Source organism: Ruegeria sp. SAZA006, from assembly GCF_059613465.1.
The window spans coordinates 1-26,501 of record NZ_JBXWSO010000003.1 but is presented as its reverse complement, the minus strand read 5'-3'; the positions used below and the strand labels follow the sequence as shown (position 1 = coordinate 26,501).

The following is a 26,501-nucleotide window of genomic DNA, read 5'->3' as shown; positions in this document are numbered from 1 at the left end:
TTCAATCGCTGGCCCGCAGGACGCGGGCCGGGCTGACGGATAGGGGGCGGAGGGCGAAGAACAGCCCCGCCAGCAGCGTGACGGCCAGCCCGGCAGCGACGATACCCAATGCCGAAGGCCATATCACCGCAAAGCTGGTATCGAAAATGAATGTCGCCACCGCCCAGCCGCCAAGGATGCCGGCCAGCAGCGCCACGCAGCCGGCGGCCGCACCCAGAAGCGCCGAGCGCAAACCAAAGCTGAGAAGTATCCGTCGGCGATCTGCGCCGATCGTCTTGAGGATTGCGGCCTCGTAGCGACGCGCGGGCTCTCCCGCGGCCGCAGCGCCGATCAGAACCAGAAAACCGGTCAGCAAAGACACACCGGCGCCGTAGGAGGTGGCCGAGGCCAAACCGGCAAGCAGGCCCGAGACACGGTCGATCGCGTCCCGAACCCGGATCGCGGTGATGTTGGGGAACTGGGTCGCAAGGTCTTGAAGGATGGCTGCCTCGGCCTCTTCCTCGGCGTAGACCGTCGCAATGAAACTATGAGGGGCGCCGGCCAGCGCGGACGGATTCATCGACATGATGAATCCCATGCCCGCGTTCGAGAAATCCACCTCGCGCAGCGATGTTATGGTCGCGGTGATATCACGCCCGAGAATATTCACCGTCAGCTCGTCACCAAGCTTGAGACCCATTTCCTCGGCCTCTTCCGCTGCAAAGCTGATCTGGGGCAGACCTGAATAGTCCTCCGGCCACCATTCTCCGGCGGTGATGCGGGCGTTTTGTGGCGCGTTGTCCGAATAGGTCACGCCGCGATCGCCTTCCAGAACCCAATGATCGCCCGCAACCTGATGTGCCGGCTGGCCGTTGATCTGCGAGATGATTCCGCGCAGCATTGGTGCGCTTTCTACACGTGTGACACCGGGGTCGTTTTCAAGCCGGCTGCTGAAGCCGGGCATCTGGTCTTTTTGGATGTCCACGAAAAAGTACGACGGCGCCACGTCCGGCAGGTTCCCGGATATCGCATTGCGCAGAGTGCCGTCGATCTGTCCGACCGCAGCCAGAACCGACAGCCCCAATCCCAGAGACAGGACCACCGATGCGGCACCTTCGCGGGGGTCGGAAATTGCGGCAAGTGCCCAACGCAATGCCGGGCGGCCACGGGCGCGTGTTGCGGCCCTTTTTGCCACATAGCGGATGCCATGGGCCGACAGCGCCAACAGCACCAATGCGCCGACAAATCCCCCACCGGTCCAGAGGGTCAGCCACGGGGAACCGCTGAACCAAGCGGCGGTGGCGATCAGTGTCGCCAGGGCTAGGCCTGTCGCCAACAGGTAAGCGGCGCGGGGCAACCTGCGGGCACTGCTCAGCGCATCGCGGAACAGGGTTGCTGCCCGGACGTCCTCTGCCCGGGCAAGGGGCCACAGAGTGAACAGCAAGGCGGTCAGCAGGCCATACAGTGCCGCCTCGAACAGCGGTTGCGGGTAGACAGAAAAAACGGCCGGTACGGGAAGACGGCTTTCAATCAGGGGTGCCAGGAGAATCGGGGCCAGCCCGCCAAGGGCTACACCGGCGGCGATCCCGACAACCGAAAGAACGCCGATCTGGATCAGATAGGTCTGAAAGATCGTGGCGCGGTCTGCGCCCAAGGTGCGCAGTGTGGCGATGGTTTCGGTTTTTCGGGCGAGATAGGCGCGTACGGCCGCGGACACGCCGATGCCGCCCACAGCCAGACCCGAGAGGCCCACCAACACCAGGAACGCGCCGAGGCGCGAGACGAATTCGGCAATTCCGGGTGCGCCGTTGCGCGCATCGGTCCAGCGCAGCCCCGAACCCTGCAGAACGCTCTCTGCCTGTTCTGAGAGGTCTGCGAGGTCGGCCCCGACCGGCAGGTCCATACGGTATTTGGTGGAAAACAGCGTGCCGGGCTGCAATAGGCCCGAGTCCTTCAGATCGGCTGTGCGAACCAATGTGCGCGGCCCCAAGGTGAACCCATCTCCGGCCGCGTCGGGTTCGGATATCAGGGCGGCGGACAACACAAAGTCCTGCGTGCCCAGTGCAAAACTGTCGCCGATGTCCAGCCCCAGACGCTCGATCAGAACCGGGTCCATCACTGCCCCGGGAAGGGTGGCATTTCCGTCCAACGCCTCGGACAGCGAGATTTCGGGGTTCAACCGGACGGCACCGATCAGAGGATAGGCCTCATCGATGGCCTTGACCTGAGTAAGTCCACGTTGCGGTGCGTCGCTGCGGGTCACGGCCATCGAGCGGAAATCGACGACTTCGGACACGCGATCGGCGTTTTGCTCCATCCATGCGTTTTCTGCTTCGTCCGCAAAGCGATAGGTCAGCTCGATCTGGGCATCGCCGCCCAGCAAGGCCGCCCCCTCTTGCGCAAGGCCGGTCATGATTGCTTGCCGCACCGATCCAACCGCTGCAATGGCGGCAACCCCCAGGGTCAGGCAGGCCAGAAAAACCCGAAAACCGCGCAGACCACCCCTGAGTTCACGTCGGGCCAGGCGCGTCGCCAGGCGCAAGCTCATTCCGCTGCCTCTTGGCTGGCCTCTTCGGTGATGCGGCCGTCGCGCAATCGGACAACCCGGTCGCATCTTCGGGCCAGCGAGTGGCTGTGTGTGACCAGAACCAGCGTTGCCCCGTGCCGGTCACGCAGGCCGAACAGCAAATCAACGATAGCCGCGCCATTCGCCTCATCCAGATTGCCGGTCGGTTCGTCCGCCAACAGGATCCGAGGCCGCGGGGCCGAAGCGCGGGCCAGCGCGACCCGCTGTTGTTCGCCGCCCGACAGTTGCGCCGGGTAGTGATCGCGCCGATGCGAAAGCCCCACCGCCGTCAATTCGGCCTCGGCCCGCTCGAAGGCATCGCGGTGACCGGCCAGTTCCAGCGGAGTGGCAACGTTTTCAAGCGCCGTCATGGTCGGGATCAGATGGAAATTCTGGAAAACGACTCCCATCGCGTCGCGCCGAAGCCGGGCAAGCGCATCCTCACTCATCGAAGTCAGGTCTTGTCCCAATGCAGTGATGCGACCCGCGGTCGTCTGCTCTAGTCCGCCCATCAGCATCAACAGCGAGGATTTGCCCGAACCTGACGGACCGACGAGGCCCAGCGTCTCTCCCTCTTTGACGGTCAGATTGATGTCCCGCAAGATTTCGACGGGTCCGGCATTGCCATCCAGCGACAAAGCGGCATTTTGGAGTGTCAGAACGGGTTCAGTCATTAGTCTTTCCGAAAGGGGCAATCATTTGGGATATGGAGCGGTCAGGAACTTGCGCAAGGCTCTGGCGGCAGGGCTGTTGTCGCTCTGCGGCATTGCTGCCACAGCCGAGCCGGTGGTCCTGGCCGCTCTCGGAGACTCGCTGACTCAAGGCTACGGCCTTGTTGAGGAAGACGGGTTCGTCCCTCAACTAACCCAGTGGCTGGATGCGCAAGGCGTCGAGGTGAAGATAATCAACGCCGGTGTTTCCGGAGACACCACGGCTGGCGGGGCAGCGCGTGTGGGTTGGACCCTGACACCAGAGGTGGACGGGATGATCGTGGCGCTGGGCGGAAACGACGTTCTTCGTGGGATCGACCCGGCGGTCTCGAAGTCGGATCTGGAAAAAATTCTGACAGAGGCGCGAATAGCCAAGGTTCCGGTTCTGCTGATCGGCATGCAGGCCCCGGGCAATTATGGCGTGGACTACAAACAGGCGTTTGATGCGATGTATCCGGATCTGGCCACCCAGTTCGGCACACTTTACGCCCCCAGCTTTTTTTCCGGGTTGCAGGCGGGTGGCGACCCCGGAGCCGTGCAGACTTACATGCAACCAGACGGGATCCACCCCAATGCGCGCGGCGTTGCGCTGATCGTGGATGATCTGGGACCCGCCGTCCTTGATCTGATCGCCGCCGCAAAACAGCGGCAGTAAACCGTGCCCGGGCGGTTCTTTCTGACGCGGCCGTTTTCCCAGATTTCCGAATTCCTGGGTCGAGAAACTGTTTGGCCGGATGAACAGCCGCGCCAGAACATACAGCCCGGTCAGGAAGTGATCGTTCTGACCGCTGAAGGCGCCGGGCCCATGCGGTGGGGCATGATTCCCGTGGGGCGCGTCAATGCCCGGGGGCGACCGGTCATGGAAACGATCATCAATGCGCGGTCGGAAACGGTTTTTGACAAATCTGCTTTTCAAGGTGTCGGTCGCGCGGTTGTTCCGGTTGATGGCTGGTACGAGTGGACCGGCGAAAAGCGCCACAAAACCGCGTGGCGGATTGAATCCGCCGACGGGACCCCTTTGTTGTTCGCCGCGACTACGGACAGGTGGACTGCACCCGGTGGTCAGCATGTCGATCAGTTCGCCGCAGTGACCTGCGAACCGAACGATGATCTGCGGCCGATCCACCACCGTATGGGTGTCCTGTTGCGGCCCGAAGACGTCCGGACCTGGCTGAACGGATCAGACAAGCAAGCAGCAAGCCTTTGTGTACCGTGGCCAAACGGACGGCTGAAGATTGAAAAAGCCGAAGGGGTGGATTGGTCGGGGCCTTGACCGCTGTCTTAGACGACGGTGACGACCGTTCCGATCGGGACGCGGTTGTACAGGTCGATCACGTGCTCATTCAGCATTCTGATGCACCCGTTCGACACGGCTCGTCCAATGGTCTGCGGCTGGGTCGTTCCATGGATGCGGAAATACGTGTCGACGCCATTCTGAAACAGATACAGGGCACGGGCGCCAAGCGGGTTGTCTCCTCCACCGGGCTGGACATAGTCATTGTCCTTGAATTTGGCATAGGCAATGGGGTCCCGCTCGATCATCTCTTCGGTGGGGCGCCAGGTGGGCCATTCCTTTTTCACGTCGATCGTCGCAGTTCCGGTAAATTCCAGCCCGGCCTTGCCGACGCCACAGCCGTAACGAATGGCTTTGCGAGGCTCGGTCACGAAATACAGGTAGAACGAACGTGGCGCGACCAACAATTGCCCGGGCAAAAACTGCTTCTTGATCCGAACGATTTGCGGAGTCGGGTCGTACTCGACCGGCTTCTTCTTCGCGTGGGCCGTGCCAGGCACGGCACTGATAGCGGCGGCAGAGATCAGAAAATTGCGGCGTGAGAACATGGCAATACTCGGCTAATCAACAAAGAAAACAGGGTAGCAGTCTGTTCAGAATAGCCGATCGGGTCAATTCCCGCGCGGGTTTCACCGGAAAGTGATGTTGTTTTCCTGCCCCACCGGGTCTGGAAAGCGCGATCGGAAACCGGGCAAAAAAATGGGGGCGACGGCCATCCGTCGCCCCCAGAGACCTGGTTTAGGCCAGTTCGATGTTGTCGGCGCTTTCGCGACCGTCGCGACCAGCGCGCAGTTCATAGGTGACTTTCTGGTTGTCGGCCAGGCCGGTCAGGCCCGAACGCTCGACGGACGAAATGTGCACGAACACGTCTTTGCCGCCCTCTTCGGGTGCGATGAAGCCGAAACCTTTGGTGGTGTTGAACCATTTTACGGTGCCTGCGGGCATATCCGTATCTCCTGTTTTTAGTGCTGCCCACGGAATTGCGGCAGCCCGGCGTCGTTGTCTGGATCGATAGACTGAACGCCGAAAACGGAGACAGTAGGTCGAAGTAGAATAACGTAAGCTCTTTGCATATGGCACTGAGAGGGCCATATGGCAAGGGTCAGTTGGGCAGAATGTGTTGTGCTTTCAGGGGCCAGCGGGCGTTTTGAACATAAATCCGCCGAACTGAACTCGAATCTGCTACGGACTTTTCGGTGTCAGATTATCGCGTCCCATCCGGGCAGAACGGACACGAATCCAATATCGAATCGGCCAAGAAATAGGATCGGTCACCTGTTTGATAGTCGACTCCAGTCAATGGCATTCGGACGCCCGAGAGCCCGTATCGCACAAGCAATCAGCCAGATGCTGGGATGTCGTTTTCTAGATTCGTGCAGAGATGATGTTGAGCATCGCGAATGCAGCGATCCACAGGAACACGGTAAAAATCAAGGTCGCAAGTGCCAGGAGAAGCATGCGAAAAAGGTTGCGATTTGGAGTGGTTTTGAGTGCACCCGGTGCAGGTGAGTCGTGCCCCCAATCTATCTTAAAGAAATAGCTGTTAGCCCCGTAAACCGTCAGAAGCAGACGAAGACGGGTGGGCGGTGCGCCGCTTACCCTCAATAGATACTTGGTATACTCTGTCTTGAAGTTGAAGAATGGAAACACAGACGCCAAGATCAGCGAAGACACCCACGCCGAAATGCTTGCGAGCACAAAGAAGCCAAGCAACAGTAGCGCTTCCGCCATACCGTTCTCCAACTGTCCATCATCCCGGTGATAGTATGGGCTGATTTCTGCCCACACTATCCATCCGGAGATGTGTCAGGGGTGCTACCGCGCAAATTTCTTGTGCTTCAACCGCTTGGGCTCCAGCGCGTCCGGTCCAAGGCGGCGCTTCTTGTCTTCTTCGTAGTCCTCGAAGTTGCCCTCGAACCATTCCACATGCGCATCGCCCTCGAAGGCCAGGATGTGCGTACAGATCCGGTCGAGGAAGAAACGGTCGTGCGAGATGACCACGGCGCAGCCGGCGAAATCGACCAGCGCGTCTTCCAGCGCGCGCAGGGTTTCGACGTCCAGGTCGTTGGTCGGTTCGTCCAGCAGCAGGACGTTGCCGCCCTCTTTCAGCAGGCGGGCCATGTGGACGCGGTTGCGCTCACCCCCTGACAGCAGCGAGACCTTTTTCTGCTGGTCGCCGCCCTTGAAGTTGAAGGACGAGCAATAGGCGCGGGAATTGACCTGCGCGTCACCCAGTTGGATGATTTCGGCACCGCCGGTGATCGCCTCCCACACGGTGTCGTTGTCGTTGAGGTCGTCGCGCGACTGATCGACATAGGACAGTTCTACCGTGTCGCCGTATTCAATGGTGCCCGCATCGGGTTTTTCCTGGCCGGTGAGCATCTTGAACAGGGTCGATTTACCGGCGCCGTTGGGACCGATGACGCCGACGATGCCGCCCGGCGGAAGGCTGAAGGACAGGTTCTCGATCAATTGCTTGTCGCCCATATGCTTGGCCAGCCCGTTGACCTCGATCACCTTGCTGCCCAGGCGCGGGCCGTTGGGTATGACGATCTGGGCGCGGGTCAGCTTTTCGCGCTCGGACTGTTCCGCCAGCTCGTTGTAGGCGTTGATGCGGGCCTTGGATTTGGCCTGACGCGCCTTTTGCCCCTGACGCATCCATTCCAGTTCGCGCTGCAGGGTCTTCTGCTTGGACTTGTCCTCGCGGGCTTCCTGCTCCAGGCGCTTGGCCTTTTGTTCCAGCCACGAGGAATAGTTGCCCTCGTACGGAATGCCACGGCCGCGGTCCAGCTCGAGAATCCAGCCGGTGATGTCATCAAGGAAGTAGCGGTCGTGCGTGACGATCAGGATGGTGCCCTTGTAGTCGATCAGGTGCTGTTGCAGCCAGGCGATAGTCTCGGCGTCCAGGTGGTTGGTCGGTTCGTCCAAGAGAAGCATGTCGGGCGCTTCCAGCAGCAGCTTGCACAGTGCCACGCGGCGTTTCTCACCGCCTGAGAGGTTGGCGATGTTGGCATCGTCCGGCGGGCAGCGCAGTGCCTCCATCGACACGTCGATCTGACTGTCGAGGTCCCACAGGTTTTCCGCGTCGATCGCGTCCTGCAGGGCGGTCATCTCCTCCATCAACTCGTCCGAGTAGTTCTCGGCAATCTCCATCGCGATTTCGTTGAAGCGGTCGACCTTGGCCTTTTTTTCGGCCACGCCCAGCATGACGTTTTCGCGGACGGTCAGGGATTCGTCCAACTGAGGTTCTTGTGGCAGATAGCCGACCTTTGCGCCCTCGGCGGCCCACGCCTCGCCGGTGAAATCGGTATCGAGGCCGGCCATGATCTTCATCAGGGTCGACTTACCTGCGCCGTTCACGCCGACGACACCGATCTTTACGCCGGGCAGAAAGCTCAGGTGAATGTTTTCAAAGCACTTCTTGCCACCGGGATAGGTCTTCGAGACACCCTGCATGTGGTAGACATATTGATAGGCGGCCATGTCGCGTCCTCTGGGTCGGGGAATTCAGGTTGACCCGCTTGATAGCCAAGCGGGACGGGCGGGGCAAGCTGGTGCTTTGGCGAATTTCTGGCTGGCCTTATGCGCCGGCCGGACCGGACTGGGAAGGATGCTGGGAATGCCGGAACTTGCGCAATTGGTATCGGGTTGGGCCAAGGCGGGACGGATCGAATGGATCGGCGTCAGACCGGGGCGACGATTGGACATGATGGCGCTGGGTCAGGCGATGATCCGGGAAGACGGGGTTGAGGGCGATCGGAGTCGCCCGGGGAAGCGTGCGGTGACCCTGATTCAGCACGAGCATCTTGCCGCGATCGGCAGCTATTTGGGACAAGGTCCGGTCACACCGGACGTGCTGCGGCGCAATCTGGTGGTTTCCGGCATCAATCTGGGCGCTCTCAAAGGGCGCGAGGTTCAGGTCGGCACAGCCATTTTGCGGATCACGGTTATCTGCGCGCCTTGCAGCAGGATGGAAGAGGCGTTGGGCAGCGGGGGGTACTCTGCCGTGCGTGGGCATGGCGGCTGGTGTGCCGAAGTGGTGCGATCGGGGGCGGTCGGTTTGGGCGATGCTGTGCAACCTGTTGATTGACAAGGCTGCCGAGTTCTGGACTACAGCAGGGGATGTTGCGAAGCGCGATACCATATGCGCGGCCCGGTCAGGTCGTGGGACTGTTCGGGGGATCGTTCGATCCACCGCATCAGGGGCATGTGCACGTTACACTGGAGGCGATGAAGGCTTTTGGGTTGGATCGGGTCTGGTGGTTGGTGTCGCCGGGGAATCCGCTGAAATCTCGCGGCCCGGCTCCGATCGATCAGCGTGTCGAGGCCGCACGGTCCATCATGCGGCATCCCAAGGTTGAGGTGACTGACATAGAGGATCTGACCGGCACCCGCGCCACGGCTGACACACTTGCTGCCTTGCGGCGGCTCTATCCGCAGGTTCGGTTCGTTTGGCTGATGGGGGCTGACAACCTGGCCCAGTTTCACAAATGGAAGGACTGGCGGTTGATCATGGACACCGTTCCTGTGGGCGTGGTGGCGCGCCCCGGAGATCGGATTTCGGCCCGCATGTCACCGGCGGCGCGTGTCTATGCCAAATACCGGATTGACGGAACGGCGCGGCATCTTTTGGGTCGGGCCGATGCGCCTGCCTGGTGTTTCGTGAACGTGCCGATGGTCGACGTCAGCTCGACTCAGATACGCTCCAAAGGCGGCTGGACCTGACAGGTGTTGCCTGAACAGCCCCGATGGGCACATAATTCTGGTGCATGGTTGTTTGCCTGTGATCTCTGGGATTTTATTTGACCCATGACTGATCGTATTTCGAGACGTTTCTTTCTGGCCGGCGCCGGTTCGCTTCTGATCCCCACCGCGGGTTTTGCCGGGGCGCCAACGGTCTCGTTGCGGCCCGTTGCCCGTGGCGCCGAGTTGAGCGGTGCCGAACGCATCATTCAGGCGGCGCGATTGAAAGGCGAAGTGGTCTTCGCCGTGGCCGACGTGAAAACCGGCGTGCAACTGGAGGAATTCGGCGGAGCCAGCGGCTTGCCGCCGGCCAGTGTCGCCAAAGCCCTCACCGCGCTTTACGCGCTGGACGTTCTGGGCCCGGACCATCGGTTCGAAACAAAGCTGATCGCAGATGGTCCGATCGAAAACGGGATCCTCAAGGGTGATCTGATACTGGTCGGAGGCGGCGATCCGGTATTGGATACCGATGCTTTGGCCACGATGGCCGCCAACCTGCGCAAGGCCGGACTGACCGAGGTTCGTGGGGCATTCAAAGTGTACAGCGGCGCATTGCCCTTTGTATTCAGCATAGACCCCGGTCAGCCTGATCATGTAGGCTATAGCCCTGCGATCAGTGGAATTTCCCTGAACTTCAACCGTGTGCATTTCGAGTGGAAGCGCCAGGGGGCCAGCTATGACGTGACCATGGACGCACGCAGTGCCAGTTATACGCCGTCGGTGGACATGGCCGCGATGCGGATCGAAAACCGCAACCTTCCGGTCTACAGCTATCAACCCAGCGCGCGGCAGGACCGTTGGACAGTTGCCAAGGGCGCGCTGGGTAATGGTGGCGCCAGGTGGTTGCCCGTGCGCAAACCGGGCTTGTACGCCGGGGATGTGTTCCGCACTCTGGCCCGGGTCAACGGCATCGTCCTGGGGTGGGTTCAAGTCACGCGCGAGGTCCCCAGCGGCACCGTTCTGGTCACGCATCAGAGCGATGAACTGACCGGCATAGTGAAAGGGATGCTGAAATATTCGACCAACCTGACGGCCGAGATGGTGGGGCTGGCTGCGACCGTTGCGCGGGGTAGGCAACCGCAAACACTGGCAGAGTCCGCGGATGAGATGAATCGCTGGTCGGCTCAGACCTATGGCGCGTCCGGTATTGCGATGGTGGATCATTCGGGGTTGGGCGATGCTTCGCGAATGGTACCGTCTGGTCTGGTCAAGGTTCTGGTGGCCGCACAGCAGCATGAAACGCTACGGCATTTGTTGAAGCCGTTTACCTTGACCGACGCCAAAGGCCAGCGGATCCAAGGGCACCCGATCAAGGTCGACGCCAAGACCGGGACCCTTAACTTTGTATCTGGCTTGGGCGGGTATCTGACCACCGCTGGGGGATCAGAACTGGCCTTTGCGATATTCACTGCCGATCTTCCGCATCGGGCGACCATCGCGCGTGAAAGCCGCGAACGCCCGGAAGGCGCGCGCAGCTGGAATCGCAGGTCCCGCAAACTGCAGCAGGCCCTCATCGAGCGCTGGGGCGCGCTTTACGGCAGCTGAATCCAATCAGACGGTGTGACGCGCCCGTGCGCCGCGCTCGATCGCTGCGGCGTGCAGCCGATCGATCTCCAACTCATATCGGATCTCTTCCAGCAGCCGCAGTTCGGTCTCGGCGAGCGAGCCATCGGCAGCGGCGACATCGCAGGCCAGAGCATAGGCCGTTTCGTTCAACCGCTCAGGCAGGTTGTCCCGGATCAGGCCAAACAATGCGTCCAGACCATCTTCCTGCTCGAACAGGTCAAACACGATCTGCGAAACCCGGCGCATACGGTCAATATCGTAGTCGGCAAAAACAGGCAGCATGTTCACAGCTGTCTCGATCTTGACCAGTTCCACGGTGCGGATGTTCTCGTCCGAGGCTGAAACGGCCACCATGATCGCCACAAGGCAATCCTGCGGCGACATCGGGTGGGAAACGGGTTGGGTCATGGGAACGTCCTGCGATTGGTATCGTGCCGCACGTTATTGAGGTGTGGCAAAGGGTTCAATATCTTGTTTTCCAATACATACCGATGTCTGCTTGTGCCCTGATCAGATTTTGCCGTGTTTCTGGTCACGAGCAACCGTCTGAAATCGTAGCAGGGGCGGCGTTTCTCGCCTGCGGTCATTGACTCACGCTGCATCTGCACAATAGGAGATGCCGATCGGTCGCATTGCGCGACCGTCGCTGATTTCCCGATGGAGAACGAACGAAATGTCTGAACTGCGTGAAACCGCCATGACGTCAAAGGCCTGGCCTTTCGAAGAGGCGCGCCGGTTGCTCAAACGCTATCAGAAGTCTCCACCGGAAAAGGGCTTCGTTCTGTTCGAAACGGGATATGGCCCGTCCGGCCTGCCGCATATCGGCACTTTCGGTGAGGTGGCGCGGACCACGATGGTCAAGCGCGCCTTCGAGGCCTTGTCGGACATTCCCACCAAGCTGATCTGCTTTTCGGACGATCTGGACGGGATGCGCAAGGTCCCCAGCAACGTGCCGAACCCAGAGGCCCTGGAAGCCTATCTGCAGCAGCCACTGACTTCGGTCCCTGATCCGTTCGGTGAGTATCCCAGCTTTGGTGAACACAACAACGCCATGCTGCGTCGTTTTCTGGATACATTCGGGTTCGAATACGAGTTCTATTCGGCGCGCGACTTTTATCGTTCGGGTCAGTTCGACGAGATCCTGAAGCGTGCAGTCGAACGTTATGACGACATCATGGCCATCATGCTGAAAAGCCTGCGGGAGGAGCGTCAGCAGACCTATTCGATCTTCCTGCCGATCCATCCGGAAACGGGCCGGGTCCTTTATGTCCCGATGAAAAAGGTGTGCGCCGAGACCTACACGGTCACCTTCGATGATGAAGATGGCAAGGAGTGGACGCTGCCCGTGACCGGCGGCAATGTGAAGTTGCAGTGGAAGCCGGATTTCGGAGCGCGCTGGGCGGCGTTGGGCGTCGATTTCGAGATGTATGGCAAGGAACATGCGACCAACGAAAAGATCTATGACGCGATCTGCCGCGCGCTGGGCGGCCGTGCGCCCGAGCATTTCTCGTATGAACTATTCCTCGATGAAAACGGGCAGAAAATCTCGAAATCGTCCGGAAACGGTGTTTCGATCGACGAGTGGCTGACCTATGCACCGACCGAGAGTCTGGCCTATTTCATGTATCAAAAGCCGAAGACGGCAAAGCGGATGCACTTTGACGTCATCCCAAAGGCGTATGATGAGTACCATCAGCAGTTGCGTGCCTACCCCGGGCAGGATCTGAAGGCTCAGTTGAACAACCCGGTCTGGCACATTCACGGCGGTGACGTGCCGGAATCGACGTTGATCGTACCCTTTGCAATGCTGCTGAACCTCGCGTCGGTTTCAGGTGCCGAGGACAAGGAGACGCTGTGGGGCTTCATCCGCCGCTATGCGCCCGAAGCCACGGCCGAAAGCCACCCGGACCTCGACAAAGCCGCCGGTTTTGCAGTGCGCTACTTCAACGACTTCGTGAAGCCGACACGCAAGCATCGGGCGCCGACGGAGCAAGAGCGCGAGGCGCTTGAGGCCCTGAAGTCCGCGCTTGAAGCCTATGACGGTCCGGTCGAGGACGAAGCTCTACAATCGGTGGTCTATTCCATCGGCCGCGAGCGCTTTGACCCGATGCGCGGCTGGTTCACAGCCCTTTACGAGGTGTTGTTGGGCGCCAGCCAAGGCCCTCGGTTCGGCGGGTTCATCGCCCTTTATGGCGTCCCCGAAACGATTGCACTGATCGACAAGGCCTTGGCCGGAGACCTGGCCTGATTTGACCACATACTGCATGGGGCTACCTTTCCGGCAGGAGGTGGCCCCATGCGTCGACTTTTGCTTGCAGTTTCCTTGAGCGCCGGTTTGGCAACAGCCGCAGTTGCCCAAAGTGGCGACATCGAAGCCAATATTGCTGCGCAGATTGAAGCCTTCAAGGCCGATGACTTCGCCACGGCCTTCACCTTCGCCAGCCCCAACATCCAGACAATGTTCCGCACGCCTGAGAATTTTGGCGCGATGGTGCGCAACGGCTATCCAATGGTCTGGCGCCCAGCTGAGATCCGATTTCTGGAATTGCGGCAGATTTCTGGTTTCTGGTGGCAGAAAGTGATGGTGGTGGATGCGAACGGCCGGGTTCACATCCTGGACTATCAGATGGTCCAGCTGGAAAACGGCTGGAAGATCAACGGAGTGCAGCTGCTTGGCAACTCCGACCCATCGGCCTGATGCAACACCCACCGTTACGATGATATGAGCGACGGTTAATCCCTTTCCGATACTCAGACCAGCGTGTCCGGGCGGCTTCCGGATCCGGAATTTGGCATGCGCCATAGCCTGAAGAGTGGGCGCGTTTGGGAAAGGGTATTCAATGAACAAGGCGATCACCGACGGCATCGTTTTCACGCCGCCGCAATTCGCGAATGGTCTGGATGTTTGGTCCAGCGGCGACGGCACTCCGGGCTCACCGACCTATGACGGATCGGGAACTGGAGTGTTCGTGCCTGCAGATGCGGAGTTTGGCGGTTGTCTTGAGATACTGAAGGTCAATGCCACGCAGCAACTGCGGTACATGGGGCAGACGCCGCTTCTGCCGGGCTGCTATTTGCAGATCAAGGCGCGGGTCAAAGCGATCAGCGGGCCATTGCCGCAGGTCCGGATCGCTGGATGGGCCGGAGGGGCCGGCGACGTGCACCTTTCCGGACTGACCGAACAGGGCCCGGCCATTCAGCTGTCGGGCTATGGCGTGGTGCACGAGGTCACCGCCATCGTCGGGATTGGGCAGCGGCCTTGCGTGGACATGCCTTGGGGAATTTCGGCGCTATACGGGCATTTCGGCCTCGATATCGAGGGGGCAAACGGCGCGCTCGTTCGGATCGATGATATCGAAATTACCGATGTCACCGGGGTTTTCTTGCGCGACATGATCAGCCTTGTGGACGTGCGGGACTATGGCGCGTTGGGGGATGGTGTGACCGACGACTCGGCAGCGTTCGAGGCGGCAGACCAAGCCGCGGGAGGTCGCCGCATCTATGTGCCGCAGGGAACCTACCACTTGGCACAGGATGTTGGGCTGGACGCGGAGGTCGACTTTGAGGGCACGGTCACGATGCCTGATGACAAGATGCTTCTTCTGACCAAGAATTTCGATCTGCCGACTTACATCTCCGCCTTCGGCGACGAGGCCCTGGCCTTCAAAAAGGCGTTTCAGGCGCTGCTGAACAACTCGGATCATGAATCGCTGGACCTGGGCGGCCGCAAGATCTCGGTGTCCGAGCCGATCGACATGCAGGCCGCCGTGCCCAATCGCGGCAGCTACTCCACTCGCCGCGTGATCCGCAACGGGCAGTTCGACGTCAAGAGCAGCGCCTCATGGGACACCGAGACCTTTACCTCTGTCGCAACATACGATCCGGCGGATCCTTACAAGTTGTCCGGTGTGGCCAACGTGGCCAATATCCCGCTTGGGTCGTTGGTTCAGGGCAGCGGCGTTGGACGTGAGATCTATGTTCGGTCCAAGGATGAAGGTGCCGGTGAGATCACCTTGAACGCACCCATCTACGATGCGGCTGGCACTCAGACCTTCACGTTCGTTGATTTCAAGTACCTGTTGGATTTCTCGGGCTTCAGTGCGCTGCAGAAATTCGCGATGGAAGACATCGAGTTTCAATGCAACGAGCGCTGCAGCGCCATCCGCCTGTCGCCGGGCGGGAACACGTTCGTTTTGAAGAACTGCTTTGTCAGCCGTCCGTTGGATCGCGGCATCACCTCGATCGGCGTGGGGTGCCAGGGCATGTTGATCGACGGTTGCCAGTTCCTGTCCAGTGAGGAGTCTCGGGACGTGCCCGACCGCAGTTCGATTGCCATCAACGCCAATGCCAACGACGTCAAGCTGCGCCACAACCGCGCCGTTCGTTTCCACCACTTCGCGGTTCTGGGCGGAGACAACAACCTGGTTCTGGGCAACCATTTCTTTCAGGGCGACAGCGTGTCGAACGGTGTGCGCAATGCGGGTTTGGTGATGATCGGGGCCTACAACAGTTCTTCGATCGCCGACAATTATGTCGACAACTGCTTCATTGAGTGGAGCAATGAGCGCGATGCCGAACCCGACTACACCTCGGGCTATTCCTTCAGCGCCATGAGCATCACCGACAACATCTTCTATTCAAGTGACGTTGCCCCGTGGTTCGCCTATATCGTCGTGCGCCCGCATGGCGTCGGGCATTTCCTGAACGGAATGACGGTCACGGGCAACAAGTTCCGAACGGCGAACGGGTCAATCGACCGCGTGGACAAGGTTGATACAACTTTTGCCGATCTGAATCCTGATCGGCATGTGAATGTCACGTTCGCAGACAACACGTATCACAACGTGACAATCAAAACCGCGAACCCGCTGCGGGTCCGACACGAACAGAATACGGCGGCCTCTGCCTGGACGGTGGACTCGGATGGTGCATTCCCCTTTGGCGGGCAGGCCCGCAGCTGTGACAGCGTCGTCGTTTTGGACGGGCTGAGAACCGCCTTTGGAACCCTGCGCTATTCGGCCCCCTATGTTCAGTTGCAGCAGGGGACAAACCAGGACCAGATCAAGTTGCGTTGGTCCGAGGCCTTGAGCGGTGAAGTTTCGGTGATCATGCGGATCGAGGTCTGATCCGGGTCGGCCGGTCGCTTTTGGAGCGGCCGGCTCGCTGCATTCAGAACTCGCGCCACAGCGCGAATCTCAGGCCTGGCCTGTCCTCGGCGGCGTTACGCTCGACCCCGATTATCCAGGTGTTTGGGCCGCTTTCGGATCGAAACATCGCCGAGGGCCGCGCGCTCCAATAGAGCGGGCGGCCAGGTACATAGGACGTTTCGATCTGGAGCAGGGGATTGACCCGACGGTGCGACGACAAACCCACTGTCAGGTCCAGTTTGTGGATCAGAGCGTCATGGCTTCGGTATTCCAGCGCGGCATCAGCCGCCAGCCAACCACTGCCGTATCGGGCCTGAAATCCTTTGCCCCAAGACAGGGTTGCCTTGTACATCGCCCATGCGCGGGTTTCACGGTGATGCGCGCCGACACCCAACTCGGCCGCCAGCCGCCCACCGTTGGAAAATTCGGCAACCGGTAGGCGCGCAAACACCACGGCATGACCGTAGAGGTCCTGATGCTCTTCCGCGTCCAAACCCAGCGTCAGGTTTGGGCGCATGCCCCATTCCCCATAGAGCGAGGACTTGAAGCGGATGTCCTTCCCGGGCTCGGAAAACACCGTCAGGGCCAACGAGGTGAACGAGGCGCCTTTTTCACGCAGCCACGCCCCGGCGACGGCCGGAGTCGAAAACACAAGGCTTGCACACAGGAAGGCGATTAGGCGGGCCATTGGCGCAGGATCATCAACCTTGGTTAACGGAAGGTTAGCGCTCGGTTCATTTTTCGGAAACTTTTTCGCGCCAGCTCAACGAAAGGCAGGACGTTTGAAAAACCTGTGCTAGGCTTGGGTCAGACAAGGGAGATGACCGATGCCGAAGATATCAAAAGACGCCAGTGTTCAGACCGTTATCACCACTTTCGAAATGACCCCCGGAACCTGCCAGGACCTGCTGGAAGCGTTGACCGACGCCTATGCGAACTTCATTTCCAAGCAGCCCGGTTTTGTCGCGGCCGGACTGCATGTCAACGATGCCCAGACCCGCATCGCGAACTATTCGCAGTGGGAGCGGCGGGAAGACTTTCTGGCCATGCTGCGAACGCCTGAAATGCGCGAGCGTAACCGCAAGATCAACGAATTGTGCAAAAGCTTCGAGCCGGTGATGTACGACGTGGCCGAAACATTTGACTGATCCTGACCTGAATCAAGGTCAGAAGACTTTGGCTACTGCTATCTGAACGCGAAACTCAAGGAGGCGCCAGCCATGTATCACAATATTCTTGTCCCGATTTCCTTCGATGCCGAGCGTGACACGTCGGGGCCGCTGAAGCTGGCCAAGCTGTTGGCGACGCCAGATGCCAAAGTGACCCTGTTGCATGTTGTCGAGCATATTCCGGACTACGCAATCTCTTACATGCCGGCCGAATACCTGACCGAGGCGCGGCGCGCGATCCAGGATGAATTGAAAATTCTGGCTGCCAAGCTGCCGAACGCCAAAGGCGTTGTGGTCGAGGGCCATTCGGGGCGCACGATTCTGGATTGGGCGGAAACCAACAAACCTGACCTGATCATCATGGCTTCGCACCGACCGGGGATGCAGGATCTGTTGCTCGGCTCGACCGCGACACATGTGGTGCGCCACGCCAGCTGCGCAGTTCACGTCGTTCGCTGATCTGATGGTGGGCAAAGGTCTTCGCGTGTCATCTTCCACGCTTTGCCGAACCCGCCATTGAGAAGCCCATCGACAATCTCAAAACGCACAAAACGGAAATCCGCGAAGTCGACATATAGCCCGGCCTTCGGACGCTGTGACAAGTAGCGTGCCCGAAGCGCGGTATGCTCCTCGGTCGCCCGTGGGATCGGGCGCGCCGTACAGTGCAGGGTCAGCCGGGGATGGGTCAGTGGATCACCTTTGTCAGCGGGCTCGCCGATCAGCAACGCGCAGGCCGGATTTGCCTCCAACGCGCGTGAGTGCTCCGCCAGATCCGAGATCAGGGTGAGCGGCCATCCAGCACTGTCGGTGGCCAATGCGATGCGGCTTATCGACGGCAGTCCGTTGTCTGGATGTACCACGGCCAGGGCGGCAAAACGGGCCTGCGCGATAAGATCAAGGGCCAGTTCCCGCGCAGTCTCGTCGACCGGGCGAAATGGGTTTCGTGTGTTCACGTGGCGCCCTCGCTGGATTGCGTCATTCCGATGCCTCGGCTTTGCCACATAGTTGGTGTATCGCCAAGCTTATGAAGCTGAAGACAACCGTTTACAACGAACCCGCGCAAGATCCGCGCTTGGCACGTCGACAGCGCAAGGCTGATGCCCTGCGCCGACATGCGCTGTCCCCGCTGCGCATTCTGCTGATGGTGCTGGCCCTGCCGCTGACGACGGGGATGATCGCGCTGGGCGTATATCTCCGGACCTCGGATCTGGAGCGGACCGAAGCCGTGATTCACCTTGTGGCGCTGGCTGGTTGCGATGCGGCTCGCTCCGTTGGTCTTGGACCGATGCGCGAGGGACAGCTTGGGTACCACAAACGCAACGACCCTGACGGCGACGGGATCGCATGCGAGTCCAGTGTCCGGGCCGCGACGCGGTCGGCTGTGCCGGTCCAGGCACCTGCGTCCACGCAAAGCGCGGTGCCCAAACCCCGGGCTGTCGGAAACGCCAAATTTGTCCGCCCCTGACGGTCCTTGAAGACGCCTATCTTCATGGTTGAACCTTTTCTCGCAGATGACCGCGTTGCCTGTGTCCCTGCGTGATTTGGGCAGGACGTGGTAGGATCATACCGTCCGCTGGCAGTTTGCCGCGGTTCGGGGTCTGGACCCCATGCGAGGGAGGACAACCATGTTTGCACGCGTTACCCAGTTCAAGATGAAGCCCGGCACCCGTGAGGCCGCCACGGCCCGAATGAACGATCTTAAGGATCAGATCATGGGCATGCCCGGTATGCACTGCTTTACGAATGTGATGAACGAGGATGGCAGCGGCTATGTGATCTCGGTCGTCGAAAGCGAGGCGACATCAAACGCAAACGCCCCCAAGGTTGCCGAGTTGTGGGGCCAGTTTGCCGAGTATCTTGAAGGAGCTCCGACGCCGATGGGCTATGATGTCATCGCCCATTGGGACAAGGGGTGATATTGGCCGCCACTCGGGGAAGGCCTGATGCCTTACAAGATCACGCCACGAATTGCCGCCGAGCTTATCTCGCACGAAGCGATCGTGCGCGAGGCCTATCTGGATTCCGTTGATGTCTGGACCTGGAGCGTGGGGATCACGTCGGCCTCGGGCCACACGGTCTGGCCGCGCTATCTGGACAACCCTCAGACCTTGCGGCGCTGTTTTGAAGTGTATGAGTGGGCTATCCGCACCAACTATCTGCCTGCTGTGGAAACGGCCTTTGCCGGCCACGCCCTGACCGAGGCGCAGTTGGGCGCGGCCTTGTCCTTTCACTACAACACCGGGGCCATAGACCGGGCCGTATGGGTGCGCAGGTGGAAGGCCGGGGATGTGGCCGGTGCTCGACGCGCGATCATGTATTGGCGGCGGCCACCTGAAATACGCCCGCGGCGGCGCAAGGAGCGCGCTCTGTTCTTCGATGGCGTATGGTCGGGCACCGGCACCGGAACCGAGTATCAGGTGCGAAAACCGTCCTATCGGCCAGACTGGTCCAGCGCGGCGACGGTGCAGATCGGCGACGTTCTGCAAGACCTGTTCGGTTAGGCCCGACAGGTCATGCTTGCTTGCGAAATCCTTGCCGGCCGGTCAGGATCGGCGTCATGACCCGAGACGAATTCAACGCCTTCTGCGCCTCTCTCAAGGCCACAAGCCACGTCGTGCAGTGGGGCAATGCGGATGTATGGAAAGTGGGCGGCAAGGTGTTCGCGATCTGCGGCTGGAACGACGGCAAGGACGCCTTTACCTTCAAGGCCACCGATCTGGCCTATGAGGTGCTGCAGGATCAGCCCGGCATCCGCCCCGCGCCTTATCTGGCCTCGCGCGGCATGAAATGGTTGCAGGTTTACGACGAACGCGGGATGAGCGATGCGTCCCTGCGCGACCACATCGTGACGTCCTACGAGATGGTCGTGGCCAAGCTGACGAAAAAGATGCGGGCGGAACTGGGGCTTTAACCCTTCATCGCCTGCAGCAGTTCGATCAGCCGCTTGCGGTCATCGTCATCGGCGTAATCGCCCGCGGCCAACCGTTCAGCGATGCGCAGGCGCAGACGCTCGTGCTGGGTGCGCACCTCTTCGCCTGCGGTTTCGGCCAGGGTCTTCATGATCGTCGCCACCGCCTGCTGGCGCTTGGTGGTGGGGTTGGCGATGTAGTCGACCAGGCTCTGCTGCCCGGAATCGAGGATGTTTTCGGCCAGCGCTCGCAACTGTTCGCCATTCGGCAGCAGCGGGGCGGGGGTGCCTTCGGGCGGCAGGATCTCGGGCGCGCTACGCGGGGTTTCAGCCAGGGCGTTGGCGCCGTCGACGAAGGCCTCGGTGATCATCCGGGTGATCTTGATCGCGCGCGGGTCCTTGAACAGGGTCGAGGCGATGGCCACGCCGTAATCGGTATAGACCCAAGGGTTGACCCGCCGCCCACCGCGGCCTTTGGGCTTTGAAATCACATTCCGTGATATCAAATCGGCCACCTCGTCGTCGGTCAGTTGAAAGCGGTAGCCCTCGAACAGGTCCTTGTTGCGCGAGACGGCCTGATTGAAGGCGCTGACGGATTTTCCGTAGAACCGCGCCAGATCCTCGGCCAGCACCACGCGGGTGCCACGCACCCGGTGAATGGCGCTTTGGACCGCATGCGTGGAGGGCAGGTTCTTGGCGTTCGTCATGGCACCCGTTTGGAATCACAATTTGTGATTTCAAACGTGGAGGAGGGAGGGGTGCGTGGCAAGGGATGAGTGAGGGGCGTAAACTAAGGGGCGGACAAAACGCAATAACAGAAATTCTAAAGAAAGGGCTCTTTACGGAAGCAAAGTCACCTCTATTGCGGGGTGTGCAAAACTTGCTATCAATCTCTGTATGATTGGGTTTGCTTTCTTGTTAATTTTTTCCTTAGCAGCGGTGTTATTGTCGGTGACGGCTTTCGGTCCGGTCATAACACTTCCAATGTTGGCCGGGGTCGTCGGTTCAGTTCTGGCAATTTTACTATTATTTAGAACCAAGCTGCGCAAACAAGCCAATTGGGTCGTGATAGACGGGTCAAATGTTCTGTATTGGAATAACGACAAACCGGACCTGGACTCTGTGAGAATAGTAATTGACGAGTTGATCTCGGAAGGGCTTGAACCTGTAATCTGGTTTGATGCAAATATCGGTTATTTGGTTGCCGGCCGTTACCTAGATCCCGCGAAGCTGTCCAAAGCACTTCGGTTTCCCGCACGTCGTATTTGGGTTGCGCCGAAAGGAACGCCTGCTGATCCGCTGTTGATTACGGATGCTCAAAAACTGAACGCGCGGATAGTATCAAACGACAGATATAGGGATTGGGAACAGCAGTTCCCGAATATATCTCAGAAGGATGTCTTCGTGCGAGGCAAAATAAAGGACAACCGTGTAGAGTTCAGATAAATTCACCGCTTCCGTCGCTTGACATTACCACCCCGCTGCCCCGGCCGGCCGGCCGTTGACCGTCCACGTGATTTCACTGCGTCTTCCGAGGCTTTCTCGACCGCCCATTGCCGCGCCATGGGGTCGTCGGCGACGGCCAGATCGACCGCTTCCAGACGTTTGATCTCATCCCGGATGCGGGCGGCTTCTTCGAATTCCAGGTTCTCGGCCGCTTTGCGCATCTGATCGCGCAGCCCGTCCAGATGGGCCTCGAGATTGGCGCCGTGCATCGGCTTGTCGATCGTGGCGGTGACGCGGTTCATGTCCACGTCGCCCTGATAGAGACCGGCCAAGACGTCATCGACATTCTTCTTCACCGTCTCGGGCGTGATGCCGTGTTCCTCGTTATAGGCGATCTGCTTGGCGCGGCGGCGGTTGGTTTCCTCCAGCGCGCGCTCCATGCTGCCGGTGATGCGGTCGGCATACATGATCACGCGGCCCTCGGCGTTGCGGGCGGCGCGGCCGATGGTCTGGATCAGTGAGGTTTCCGAGCGCAAGAAGCCCTCTTTGTCGGCGTCCAGAATGGCGACCAGCCCGCATTCGGGAATGTCGAGCCCCTCGCGCAGCAGGTTGATGCCCACCAGCACGTCGAACGCCCCCAGCCGGAGGTCGCGCAGGATCTCGATCCGCTCGATCGTGTCGATGTCGGAATGCATGTAGCGGACCTTAATGCCCTGTTCGTGCATGTATTCGGTCAGGTCCTCGGCCATGCGTTTGGTCAGCGTGGTGACCAGCGTGCGGAACCCCTTGGCCGAGACCTTGCGCACCTCGTCCAACAGGTCGTCGACCTGCATCTCCACCGGGCGGATTTCGACCTCGGGGTCCAGCAGACCCGTGGGGCGGATCACCTGTTCCGTAAAGACGCCGCCGGTCTGCTCCAGTTCCCACTTGGCCGGGGTGGCGCTGACGAAGACCGACTGCGGGCGCATGGCGTCCCACTCCTCGAACTTCAGGGGACGGTTGTCCATGCAGGAGGGCAGTCGGAACCCGTGTTCGGCCAGCGTGAACTTGCGCCGGTAGTCGCCGCGATACATGCCGCCAATCTGAGGCACGCTGACGTGGCTTTCATCGGCAAAGACGATGGCGTTGTCGGGGATGAATTCGAACAGGGTCGGCGGCGGCTCGCCCGGTGCGCGGCCGGTGAGGTAGCGCGAGTAGTTCTCGATCCCGTTGCAGACGCCTGTCGCCTCCAGCATCTCCAGATCGAAATTGGTGCGCTGTTCGAGCCGTTGTGCTTCGAGCAGCTTGCCCTCGCCCACCAGCTGATCCAACCGCTGGCGCAGTTCCTTTTTGATGCCGAGGATTGCCTGCTGCATCGTCGGTTTCGGCGTCACGTAGTGCGAGTTCGCATAGACCCGGATCTGCTCCATCGTGTCAGTGCGCTCGCCGGTCAGGGGGTCGAATTCGGTGATGGCCTCAAGTTCTTCGCCGAAGAACGAGAGTTTCCAAGCGCGGTCTTCCAGGTGGGCGGGCCAGATCTCCAGGGAATCGCCCCGCACCCGGAAGCTGCCGCGCTGGAAGGCCTGATCGTTGCGGCGATATTGCTGGGCCACCAGATCGGCCATCACCTGCCGCTGGTCGTATTCGTTCCCGACCTTCAGATCCTGCGTCATCGCCCCGTAGGTCTCGACCGAGCCGATGCCGTAGATGCACGAGACCGAGGCCACGATGATCACGTCGTCACGCTCGAGCAGCGCGCGGGTGGCCGAGTGGCGCATCCGGTCGATCTGTTCGTTGATCTGCGACTCCTTCTCGATATAGGTATCGCTACGCGGCACATAGGCCTCGGGCTGGTAGTAGTCGTAGTACGAGACGAAATACTCGACCGCGTTGTCCGGGAAGAAGCCCTTGAACTCGCCGTAAAGCTGGGCCGCCAGCGTCTTGTTGGGGGCGAGGATGATGGCGGGGCGTTGGGTTTCCTCGATCACCTTGGCCATGGTGAAGGTCTTACCGGTGCCGGTGGCGCCCAGCAGCACCTGATCGCGTTCGCCGTCCAGGACACCGGCGGCGAGTTCCTTGATGGCCGTTGGCTGATCCCCGGCCGGTGCAAACTCCGTATGCATGACGAACCGCTTGCCGCCCTCAAGCTTCAGGCGGGCGCGGACATCGTCGACGGTCAGCTGGGTTTTGTCAGAATGTGCATAGGGCATCGGCAGGCTCCGCTTGGGCTTCTTACATTTGTTCTTATTTTGTCCGCATGCAACCCCTGCAGCACCGGTCATTTGCATGGCCCTGCGGCATTTGCAATCTTGTCCCCGCCCGCACTCTGACGCATAAACGGTCGCGACCAACCGAGTATGGAGAGGCGACATGCGCGCACGGATTTACCAGCCTGCAAGAAATGCGATGACGTCGGGTATGGCCAAGACCCGCAAATGGGTTTTGGAATTCGCGCCTGCGTCGGCGCGCGAGGTTGATCCGCTGATGGGCTGGACGTCGTCCTCGGACACGCAATCCCAGGTTCGCCTGAAGTTCGACACCAAGGAAGAAGCGTTGGACTACGCCAAGGATCATGGCATCGAAGTTCTGGTCAGCGAACCGCACAAGCGCAAACCCAACCTGCGCCAGCGCGGGTACGGCGAAAACTTTGCAACAGACCGCCGCGGTCCCTGGACCCACTGAATGATTGACATCCGCGAGGCGGATCCGACTTCGGCCGCGCTGCGGCCGGTGGTCGAGGCGCATTTCGCGCACAGCGAAGCTGCGGGACCCGCCGAAAGCAATCACACAATGGATGCCGAGGCGCTCTCTGGGCCGGATATTCGGTTCTGGGCTCTGTTTGACGACGACGAGCCTTTGGGGTGCGGCGCATTGAAGGCTTTGCCGGACGGGACGGCCGAGGTGAAGTCGGTCCATATCCTGGCCAAGGCGCGCGGGCGCGGTTTGGCGCGGACGATGATGAACCACCTGGCCGAATGCGCACGCGCCGATGGAATCTCTGCTCTGGTTCTGGAAACCGGCGCGGCCCATCTGGCCGAGTACGACGCCGCACGCAAACTCTATGAAGCGTTGGGATACAGCTATTGCGGTCCGATCTTTGGGTATCACGACGATCCCAACAGCGCGTTCATGCGCTTGGCTCTTGAACCCCGGCTGTAAACCGATCAAGAAGGGCCCAGCGGTCCCGTAGCTCAACTGGATAGAGCAGCTGACTTCTAATCAGCAGGTTGAGGGTTCGAGTCCTTCCGGGATCGCCAGTTCCTGATCCTAGTGACGTTCGACATCCAAAGTCCGTTTTTACGACAAAAAGCGGTTTTTTGAATTGCCCTCGAATCTACCTTCCTTTTAGCGCAGTTCTTTCAACAACTTGTGTGTCGTGTAGCGGTTCTTTCACTCCGGCCGGGTTCGATGGCGCAACCCAACCAGGATGCGTTGACACGCAGCACGTTAGTTGTTCCCTAATCGTTCCATAGGTTCCGGAACCTTTCACACCCATCAGCCCCGCCCGCCCCGGCGGTGTGGACACCAGCGCGGCAAGCCCCGTCGCGCCACGAAAGGATTCTGCGATGCCCCGTGCCACGACCACGATTCCATTTCATGCGCTGCGGTTCGAAGACGACCTGCCGACACTGCACGAGGTCGAGCGGCGCCTGAAGACATTCCTGCGCGCCCTCCGCAGGCAACACCAGGCGGCGCAGATCGGTGACGATGAAGGCGACCGCGACAAGATGGACCAGTTCTTCGACTATCTGAATGAGGCCGAGCGGCGGAAGATCCGGCGTCGAGCGCACCGGTACGTGCAGCGGCTGGACGCCCTGTCCGGCCTGTCTCACCTCAGCGAGGAAAATCGAGCGAAGCTGACGCCCTTGCGCGGCGGACTGCCGGTCATCCGCGTCACCACCGAACACGAGGCGGACGAGATCGCCGCTGCGCTGCACGCCGAGATGCCCTGGATGGCGCCCGCCACCGAAGCTGTCTGGCACGGGCTGCGGGCCTCGGCACGCGAGCGCCTGCCCAGTGTCCGTTTCACCCCGCTGGTGCTGAACGGCCCGCCCGGCATCGGCAAGAGTTTCTGGGCCCGGCGGCTGGCGCATCATCTGGAAGTGCCCGCGACCAAGATAGACGCAACCGGGGAGCCGGCGTCGTTCGCGCTCACCGGATCCCAGCGCGGCTGGGGCAGCGCCCATGCGGGCAAGCTGGTCAACACGGTCCTGAACAGCCGGCATGCCGGGCCGCTGGTGATCATCGACGAGATCGAGAAGGCCGACGAGGTTCACTCCAACAAAGGCTCGCGCCATACGCTCACTGACGCCCTGCTGCCGCTGCTGGAGCGGATGACGGCAGCGACCTGGGAATGCCCGTTCTTTCAGGTCAAGATGGACATGTCCTGGGTGAACTGGGTGATGACGGCGAACAGCCGGCAGGGTTTGCCGGAACCATTCCAGAGCCGCTGCGTGGTGCTGGACCTGCCGGATCTGACCACGGGGCAGCTACGGGACTTCGCAATGAACGAAGCCGCCCGGCGTGGCCTTCCCGCGCCTGCTGTCGACGCCCTCGCTGCCATCTTCGAGACCGGTGCAATGGCCCACCGCCGCCTGAGCCTGCGCACCGTCGCCCGGATGCTCGACCGCGCCGAGGCGCTGGCGATGCGCCCCTTGCTGCATTGAAGGCACCGCCCTGGAAGAGTTTTCCTACAGAGGATCAATGGCAGCATACATAAGCGACATACATTCATCCCGTCCGAGTAACCGACCCCGCGCAGCGGTGCTCGATCTGAGGTCGCCCACGCACCTAAACTATCCGTTCCCGGTGCCGAAGGAACCACGGGTTCGGGGCAACCCGGACAAAGACTTCGAAGCCATAGATCCAGCCCGAAGATGGATGGGCACTGAAAAAGGGCGGAAAGTGTGAATTCGTGGCCGTGCAGCGTGTAACAGATGAGATCGCAAAAGGGGACCTTCATTCCCGCGACCTGTGGCCCGTCCTGCCCAGAG

At 60.4% G+C, this 26,501-nt stretch carries 29 protein-coding genes and 1 tRNA gene; 19 read left to right on the top strand and 11 right to left on the bottom strand.

Annotated elements, in window-relative coordinates:
- Window position 1: 1 nt before the first annotated feature.
- The gene (locus tag AC2FNZ_RS01010; protein ID WP_496839236.1) at window positions 2-2,527 is read right to left on the bottom strand and encodes an ABC transporter permease; all 2,526 of its coding nucleotides are present in this window, start codon (window positions 2,525-2,527) and stop codon (window positions 2-4) included.
- Window positions 2,524-3,219, bottom strand: coding sequence for an ABC transporter ATP-binding protein (locus AC2FNZ_RS01005; protein WP_496839235.1), 696 nt, complete (start codon window positions 3,217-3,219; stop codon window positions 2,524-2,526). Before AC2FNZ_RS01005 ends, AC2FNZ_RS01010 begins: the two co-directional genes overlap by 4 nt.
- Window positions 3,220-3,268: 49 nt before the next feature.
- Between AC2FNZ_RS01005 and AC2FNZ_RS01000 the strand changes: the two genes are divergently transcribed.
- Window positions 3,269-3,910 (top strand): arylesterase, encoded by a 642-nt coding sequence (locus AC2FNZ_RS01000; RefSeq protein WP_496839233.1) that lies wholly within the window; start codon window positions 3,269-3,271, stop codon window positions 3,908-3,910.
- Between the two features lie 3 nt (window positions 3,911-3,913).
- The gene (locus AC2FNZ_RS00995; protein WP_496839232.1) at window positions 3,914-4,528 is read left to right on the top strand and encodes an SOS response-associated peptidase; all 615 of its coding nucleotides are present in this window, start codon (window positions 3,914-3,916) and stop codon (window positions 4,526-4,528) included.
- Between the two features lie 8 nt (window positions 4,529-4,536).
- Here AC2FNZ_RS00995 and AC2FNZ_RS00990 read toward each other — a convergent pair whose 3' ends face one another.
- The 4 genes from AC2FNZ_RS00990 to ettA form a co-directional block, all read right to left on the bottom strand.
- The gene (locus AC2FNZ_RS00990) at window positions 4,537-5,097 is read right to left on the bottom strand and encodes a L,D-transpeptidase (RefSeq protein WP_170342085.1); all 561 of its coding nucleotides are present in this window, start codon (window positions 5,095-5,097) and stop codon (window positions 4,537-4,539) included.
- A 190-nt stretch (window positions 5,098-5,287) separates the two neighbouring features.
- On the bottom strand, window positions 5,288-5,494 hold the full coding sequence (locus AC2FNZ_RS00985; RefSeq protein WP_093963409.1) for a cold-shock protein: 207 nt from the start codon (window positions 5,492-5,494) through the stop codon (window positions 5,288-5,290).
- A gap of 420 nt (window positions 5,495-5,914) precedes the next feature.
- A complete protein-coding gene (locus AC2FNZ_RS00980) occupies window positions 5,915-6,280 on the bottom strand; it encodes a hypothetical protein (protein ID WP_496839231.1) in 366 nt (121 codons plus the stop codon).
- A gap of 84 nt (window positions 6,281-6,364) precedes the next feature.
- Complete coding sequence (gene ettA / locus AC2FNZ_RS00975) at window positions 6,365-8,032, bottom strand: energy-dependent translational throttle protein EttA (protein ID WP_093963407.1); 1,668 nt, start codon at window positions 8,030-8,032, stop codon at window positions 6,365-6,367.
- 136 nt (window positions 8,033-8,168) lie between these two features.
- Here ettA and AC2FNZ_RS00970 point away from each other — a divergent pair, with 136 nt between their 5' ends.
- The 3 genes from AC2FNZ_RS00970 to dacB all read left to right on the top strand — a co-directional run bounded on the left by AC2FNZ_RS00970 (window position 8,169) and on the right by dacB (window position 10,837).
- Entirely contained in the window at window positions 8,169-8,639 is a 471-nt protein-coding gene (locus AC2FNZ_RS00970) for an MOSC domain-containing protein (RefSeq protein ID WP_496839230.1), read from the top strand.
- Window positions 8,640-8,671: 32 nt separating this feature from the next.
- Window positions 8,672-9,274 carry a nicotinate-nucleotide adenylyltransferase gene (locus AC2FNZ_RS00965; RefSeq protein WP_437342522.1) on the top strand — a complete coding sequence of 201 codons (603 nt, stop codon included), beginning with the start codon at window positions 8,672-8,674 and terminating at the stop codon, window positions 9,272-9,274.
- 84 nt (window positions 9,275-9,358) lie between these two features.
- The gene (gene dacB, locus AC2FNZ_RS00960) at window positions 9,359-10,837 is read left to right on the top strand and encodes a D-alanyl-D-alanine carboxypeptidase/D-alanyl-D-alanine endopeptidase (RefSeq protein WP_496839229.1); all 1,479 of its coding nucleotides are present in this window, start codon (window positions 9,359-9,361) and stop codon (window positions 10,835-10,837) included.
- Window positions 10,838-10,843: 6 nt separating this feature from the next.
- On the opposite strand, the gene AC2FNZ_RS00955 is transcribed toward dacB, so the two are convergent.
- Window positions 10,844-11,266 (bottom strand): tellurite resistance TerB family protein, encoded by a 423-nt coding sequence (locus tag AC2FNZ_RS00955; RefSeq protein WP_093963405.1) that lies wholly within the window; start codon window positions 11,264-11,266, stop codon window positions 10,844-10,846.
- A gap of 265 nt (window positions 11,267-11,531) precedes the next feature.
- Between AC2FNZ_RS00955 and AC2FNZ_RS00950 the strand changes: the two genes are divergently transcribed.
- The 3 genes from AC2FNZ_RS00950 (at window position 11,532) to AC2FNZ_RS00940 (ending at window position 15,984) form a co-directional block, all read left to right on the top strand.
- Window positions 11,532-13,106, top strand: a complete 1,575-nt coding sequence (locus tag AC2FNZ_RS00950) for a lysine--tRNA ligase (protein ID WP_170342077.1) — start codon at window positions 11,532-11,534, stop codon at window positions 13,104-13,106.
- A 48-nt stretch (window positions 13,107-13,154) separates the two neighbouring features.
- Window positions 13,155-13,556, top strand: a complete 402-nt coding sequence (locus AC2FNZ_RS00945; RefSeq protein ID WP_170343260.1) for a DUF4864 domain-containing protein — start codon at window positions 13,155-13,157, stop codon at window positions 13,554-13,556.
- A 142-nt stretch (window positions 13,557-13,698) separates the two neighbouring features.
- Window positions 13,699-15,984 (top strand): glycosyl hydrolase family 28-related protein, encoded by a 2,286-nt coding sequence (locus AC2FNZ_RS00940; RefSeq protein WP_496839228.1) that lies wholly within the window; start codon window positions 13,699-13,701, stop codon window positions 15,982-15,984.
- Window positions 15,985-16,027: 43 nt separating this feature from the next.
- Here AC2FNZ_RS00940 and AC2FNZ_RS00935 read toward each other — a convergent pair whose 3' ends face one another.
- Entirely contained in the window at window positions 16,028-16,693 is a 666-nt protein-coding gene (locus tag AC2FNZ_RS00935) for a hypothetical protein (RefSeq protein WP_496839227.1), read from the bottom strand.
- A 139-nt stretch (window positions 16,694-16,832) separates the two neighbouring features.
- Here AC2FNZ_RS00935 and AC2FNZ_RS00930 point away from each other — a divergent pair, with 139 nt between their 5' ends.
- Together AC2FNZ_RS00930 and AC2FNZ_RS00925 are read left to right on the top strand one after the other, a co-directional pair.
- The gene (locus tag AC2FNZ_RS00930) at window positions 16,833-17,153 is read left to right on the top strand and encodes an antibiotic biosynthesis monooxygenase family protein (protein WP_093963400.1); all 321 of its coding nucleotides are present in this window, start codon (window positions 16,833-16,835) and stop codon (window positions 17,151-17,153) included.
- 72 nt (window positions 17,154-17,225) lie between these two features.
- A complete protein-coding gene (locus AC2FNZ_RS00925) occupies window positions 17,226-17,633 on the top strand; it encodes a universal stress protein (protein ID WP_496839226.1) in 408 nt (135 codons plus the stop codon).
- Here AC2FNZ_RS00925 and AC2FNZ_RS00920 read toward each other — a convergent pair.
- Window positions 17,618-18,127, bottom strand: coding sequence for a HugZ family pyridoxamine 5'-phosphate oxidase (locus AC2FNZ_RS00920; RefSeq protein ID WP_170460844.1), 510 nt, complete (start codon window positions 18,125-18,127; stop codon window positions 17,618-17,620). The genes AC2FNZ_RS00925 and AC2FNZ_RS00920 overlap by 16 nt on opposite strands.
- A 119-nt stretch (window positions 18,128-18,246) precedes the next feature.
- Here AC2FNZ_RS00920 and AC2FNZ_RS00915 point away from each other — a divergent pair, with 119 nt between their 5' ends.
- From AC2FNZ_RS00915 to AC2FNZ_RS00900, 4 genes are all read left to right on the top strand, one after another.
- A complete protein-coding gene (locus AC2FNZ_RS00915) occupies window positions 18,247-18,639 on the top strand; it encodes an excalibur calcium-binding domain-containing protein (RefSeq protein ID WP_496839225.1) in 393 nt (130 codons plus the stop codon).
- A gap of 160 nt (window positions 18,640-18,799) precedes the next feature.
- The gene (locus tag AC2FNZ_RS00910) at window positions 18,800-19,090 is read left to right on the top strand and encodes a hypothetical protein (RefSeq protein WP_093963396.1); all 291 of its coding nucleotides are present in this window, start codon (window positions 18,800-18,802) and stop codon (window positions 19,088-19,090) included.
- Between the two features lie 27 nt (window positions 19,091-19,117).
- Complete coding sequence (locus tag AC2FNZ_RS00905; RefSeq protein ID WP_170343256.1) at window positions 19,118-19,675, top strand: lysozyme; 558 nt, start codon at window positions 19,118-19,120, stop codon at window positions 19,673-19,675.
- Window positions 19,676-19,731: 56 nt separating this feature from the next.
- Window positions 19,732-20,085 carry an MmcQ/YjbR family DNA-binding protein gene (locus AC2FNZ_RS00900; protein ID WP_170342062.1) on the top strand — a complete coding sequence of 118 codons (354 nt, stop codon included), beginning with the start codon at window positions 19,732-19,734 and terminating at the stop codon, window positions 20,083-20,085.
- Here AC2FNZ_RS00900 and AC2FNZ_RS00895 read toward each other — a convergent pair.
- On the bottom strand, window positions 20,082-20,789 hold the full coding sequence (locus AC2FNZ_RS00895) for an ORF6N domain-containing protein (RefSeq protein WP_170342060.1): 708 nt from the start codon (window positions 20,787-20,789) through the stop codon (window positions 20,082-20,084). The genes AC2FNZ_RS00900 and AC2FNZ_RS00895 overlap by 4 nt on opposite strands.
- Window positions 20,790-20,979: 190 nt before the next feature.
- Between AC2FNZ_RS00895 and AC2FNZ_RS00890 the strand changes: the two genes are divergently transcribed.
- Window positions 20,980-21,528: an NYN domain-containing protein gene (locus tag AC2FNZ_RS00890; RefSeq protein WP_496839224.1), complete on the top strand. Its 549-nt coding sequence runs from the start codon at window positions 20,980-20,982 to the stop codon at window positions 21,526-21,528.
- 2 nt (window positions 21,529-21,530) lie between these two features.
- Here the strand turns inward: AC2FNZ_RS00890 and uvrB are convergent, their stop codons facing one another.
- Window positions 21,531-23,717, bottom strand: coding sequence for an excinuclease ABC subunit UvrB (uvrB, locus tag AC2FNZ_RS00885; protein ID WP_170373035.1), 2,187 nt, complete (start codon window positions 23,715-23,717; stop codon window positions 21,531-21,533).
- A 160-nt stretch (window positions 23,718-23,877) separates the two neighbouring features.
- On the opposite strand from uvrB, the gene AC2FNZ_RS00880 reads away from it, so the two are divergent.
- The 4 genes from AC2FNZ_RS00880 to AC2FNZ_RS00865 all read left to right on the top strand — a co-directional run bounded on the left by AC2FNZ_RS00880 (window position 23,878) and on the right by AC2FNZ_RS00865 (window position 26,174).
- Complete coding sequence (locus tag AC2FNZ_RS00880; RefSeq protein WP_093963390.1) at window positions 23,878-24,189, top strand: ETC complex I subunit; 312 nt, start codon at window positions 23,878-23,880, stop codon at window positions 24,187-24,189.
- On the top strand, window positions 24,190-24,666 hold the full coding sequence (locus AC2FNZ_RS00875; protein ID WP_093963389.1) for a GNAT family N-acetyltransferase: 477 nt from the start codon (window positions 24,190-24,192) through the stop codon (window positions 24,664-24,666). It abuts the gene before it with no gap.
- 21 nt (window positions 24,667-24,687) lie between these two features.
- Window positions 24,688-24,764, top strand: a tRNA-Arg gene (locus tag AC2FNZ_RS00870).
- Window positions 24,765-25,073: 309 nt separating this feature from the next.
- Window positions 25,074-26,174 (top strand): AAA family ATPase, encoded by a 1,101-nt coding sequence (locus AC2FNZ_RS00865; RefSeq protein WP_496839223.1) that lies wholly within the window; start codon window positions 25,074-25,076, stop codon window positions 26,172-26,174.
- Window positions 26,175-26,501: the final 327 nt, after the last annotated feature.

Coding starts and splice junctions, on each gene's coding strand:
- AC2FNZ_RS01010 (WP_496839236.1), bottom strand. CDS start 2,527: ATGAGCTTGCGCCTGGCGACGCGCCTGGCCCGACGTGAACTCAGGGGT.
- AC2FNZ_RS01005 (WP_496839235.1), bottom strand. CDS start 3,219: ATGACTGAACCCGTTCTGACACTCCAAAATGCCGCTTTGTCGCTGGAT.
- AC2FNZ_RS00990 (WP_170342085.1), bottom strand. CDS start 5,097: ATGTTCTCACGCCGCAATTTTCTGATCTCTGCCGCCGCTATCAGTGCC.
- AC2FNZ_RS00985 (WP_093963409.1), bottom strand. CDS start 5,494: ATGCCCGCAGGCACCGTAAAATGGTTCAACACCACCAAAGGTTTCGGC.
- AC2FNZ_RS00980 (WP_496839231.1), bottom strand. CDS start 6,280: ATGGCGGAAGCGCTACTGTTGCTTGGCTTCTTTGTGCTCGCAAGCATT.
- ettA (WP_093963407.1), bottom strand. CDS start 8,032: ATGGCCGCCTATCAATATGTCTACCACATGCAGGGTGTCTCGAAGACC.
- AC2FNZ_RS00970 (WP_496839230.1), top strand. CDS start 8,169: ATGCCGGAACTTGCGCAATTGGTATCGGGTTGGGCCAAGGCGGGACGG.
- AC2FNZ_RS00965 (WP_437342522.1), top strand. CDS start 8,672: ATGTTGCGAAGCGCGATACCATATGCGCGGCCCGGTCAGGTCGTGGGA.
- dacB (WP_496839229.1), top strand. CDS start 9,359: ATGACTGATCGTATTTCGAGACGTTTCTTTCTGGCCGGCGCCGGTTCG.
- AC2FNZ_RS00955 (WP_093963405.1), bottom strand. CDS start 11,266: ATGACCCAACCCGTTTCCCACCCGATGTCGCCGCAGGATTGCCTTGTG.
- AC2FNZ_RS00950 (WP_170342077.1), top strand. CDS start 11,532: ATGTCTGAACTGCGTGAAACCGCCATGACGTCAAAGGCCTGGCCTTTC.
- AC2FNZ_RS00945 (WP_170343260.1), top strand. CDS start 13,155: ATGCGTCGACTTTTGCTTGCAGTTTCCTTGAGCGCCGGTTTGGCAACA.
- AC2FNZ_RS00940 (WP_496839228.1), top strand. CDS start 13,699: ATGAACAAGGCGATCACCGACGGCATCGTTTTCACGCCGCCGCAATTC.
- AC2FNZ_RS00935 (WP_496839227.1), bottom strand. CDS start 16,693: ATGGCCCGCCTAATCGCCTTCCTGTGTGCAAGCCTTGTGTTTTCGACT.
- AC2FNZ_RS00930 (WP_093963400.1), top strand. CDS start 16,833: ATGCCGAAGATATCAAAAGACGCCAGTGTTCAGACCGTTATCACCACT.
- AC2FNZ_RS00925 (WP_496839226.1), top strand. CDS start 17,226: ATGTATCACAATATTCTTGTCCCGATTTCCTTCGATGCCGAGCGTGAC.
- AC2FNZ_RS00910 (WP_093963396.1), top strand. CDS start 18,800: ATGTTTGCACGCGTTACCCAGTTCAAGATGAAGCCCGGCACCCGTGAG.
- AC2FNZ_RS00905 (WP_170343256.1), top strand. CDS start 19,118: ATGCCTTACAAGATCACGCCACGAATTGCCGCCGAGCTTATCTCGCAC.
- AC2FNZ_RS00900 (WP_170342062.1), top strand. CDS start 19,732: ATGACCCGAGACGAATTCAACGCCTTCTGCGCCTCTCTCAAGGCCACA.
- AC2FNZ_RS00895 (WP_170342060.1), bottom strand. CDS start 20,789: ATGACGAACGCCAAGAACCTGCCCTCCACGCATGCGGTCCAAAGCGCC.
- AC2FNZ_RS00890 (WP_496839224.1), top strand. CDS start 20,980: ATGATTGGGTTTGCTTTCTTGTTAATTTTTTCCTTAGCAGCGGTGTTA.
- uvrB (WP_170373035.1), bottom strand. CDS start 23,717: ATGCCCTATGCACATTCTGACAAAACCCAGCTGACCGTCGACGATGTC.
- AC2FNZ_RS00880 (WP_093963390.1), top strand. CDS start 23,878: ATGCGCGCACGGATTTACCAGCCTGCAAGAAATGCGATGACGTCGGGT.
- AC2FNZ_RS00875 (WP_093963389.1), top strand. CDS start 24,190: ATGATTGACATCCGCGAGGCGGATCCGACTTCGGCCGCGCTGCGGCCG.
- AC2FNZ_RS00865 (WP_496839223.1), top strand. CDS start 25,074: ATGCCCCGTGCCACGACCACGATTCCATTTCATGCGCTGCGGTTCGAA.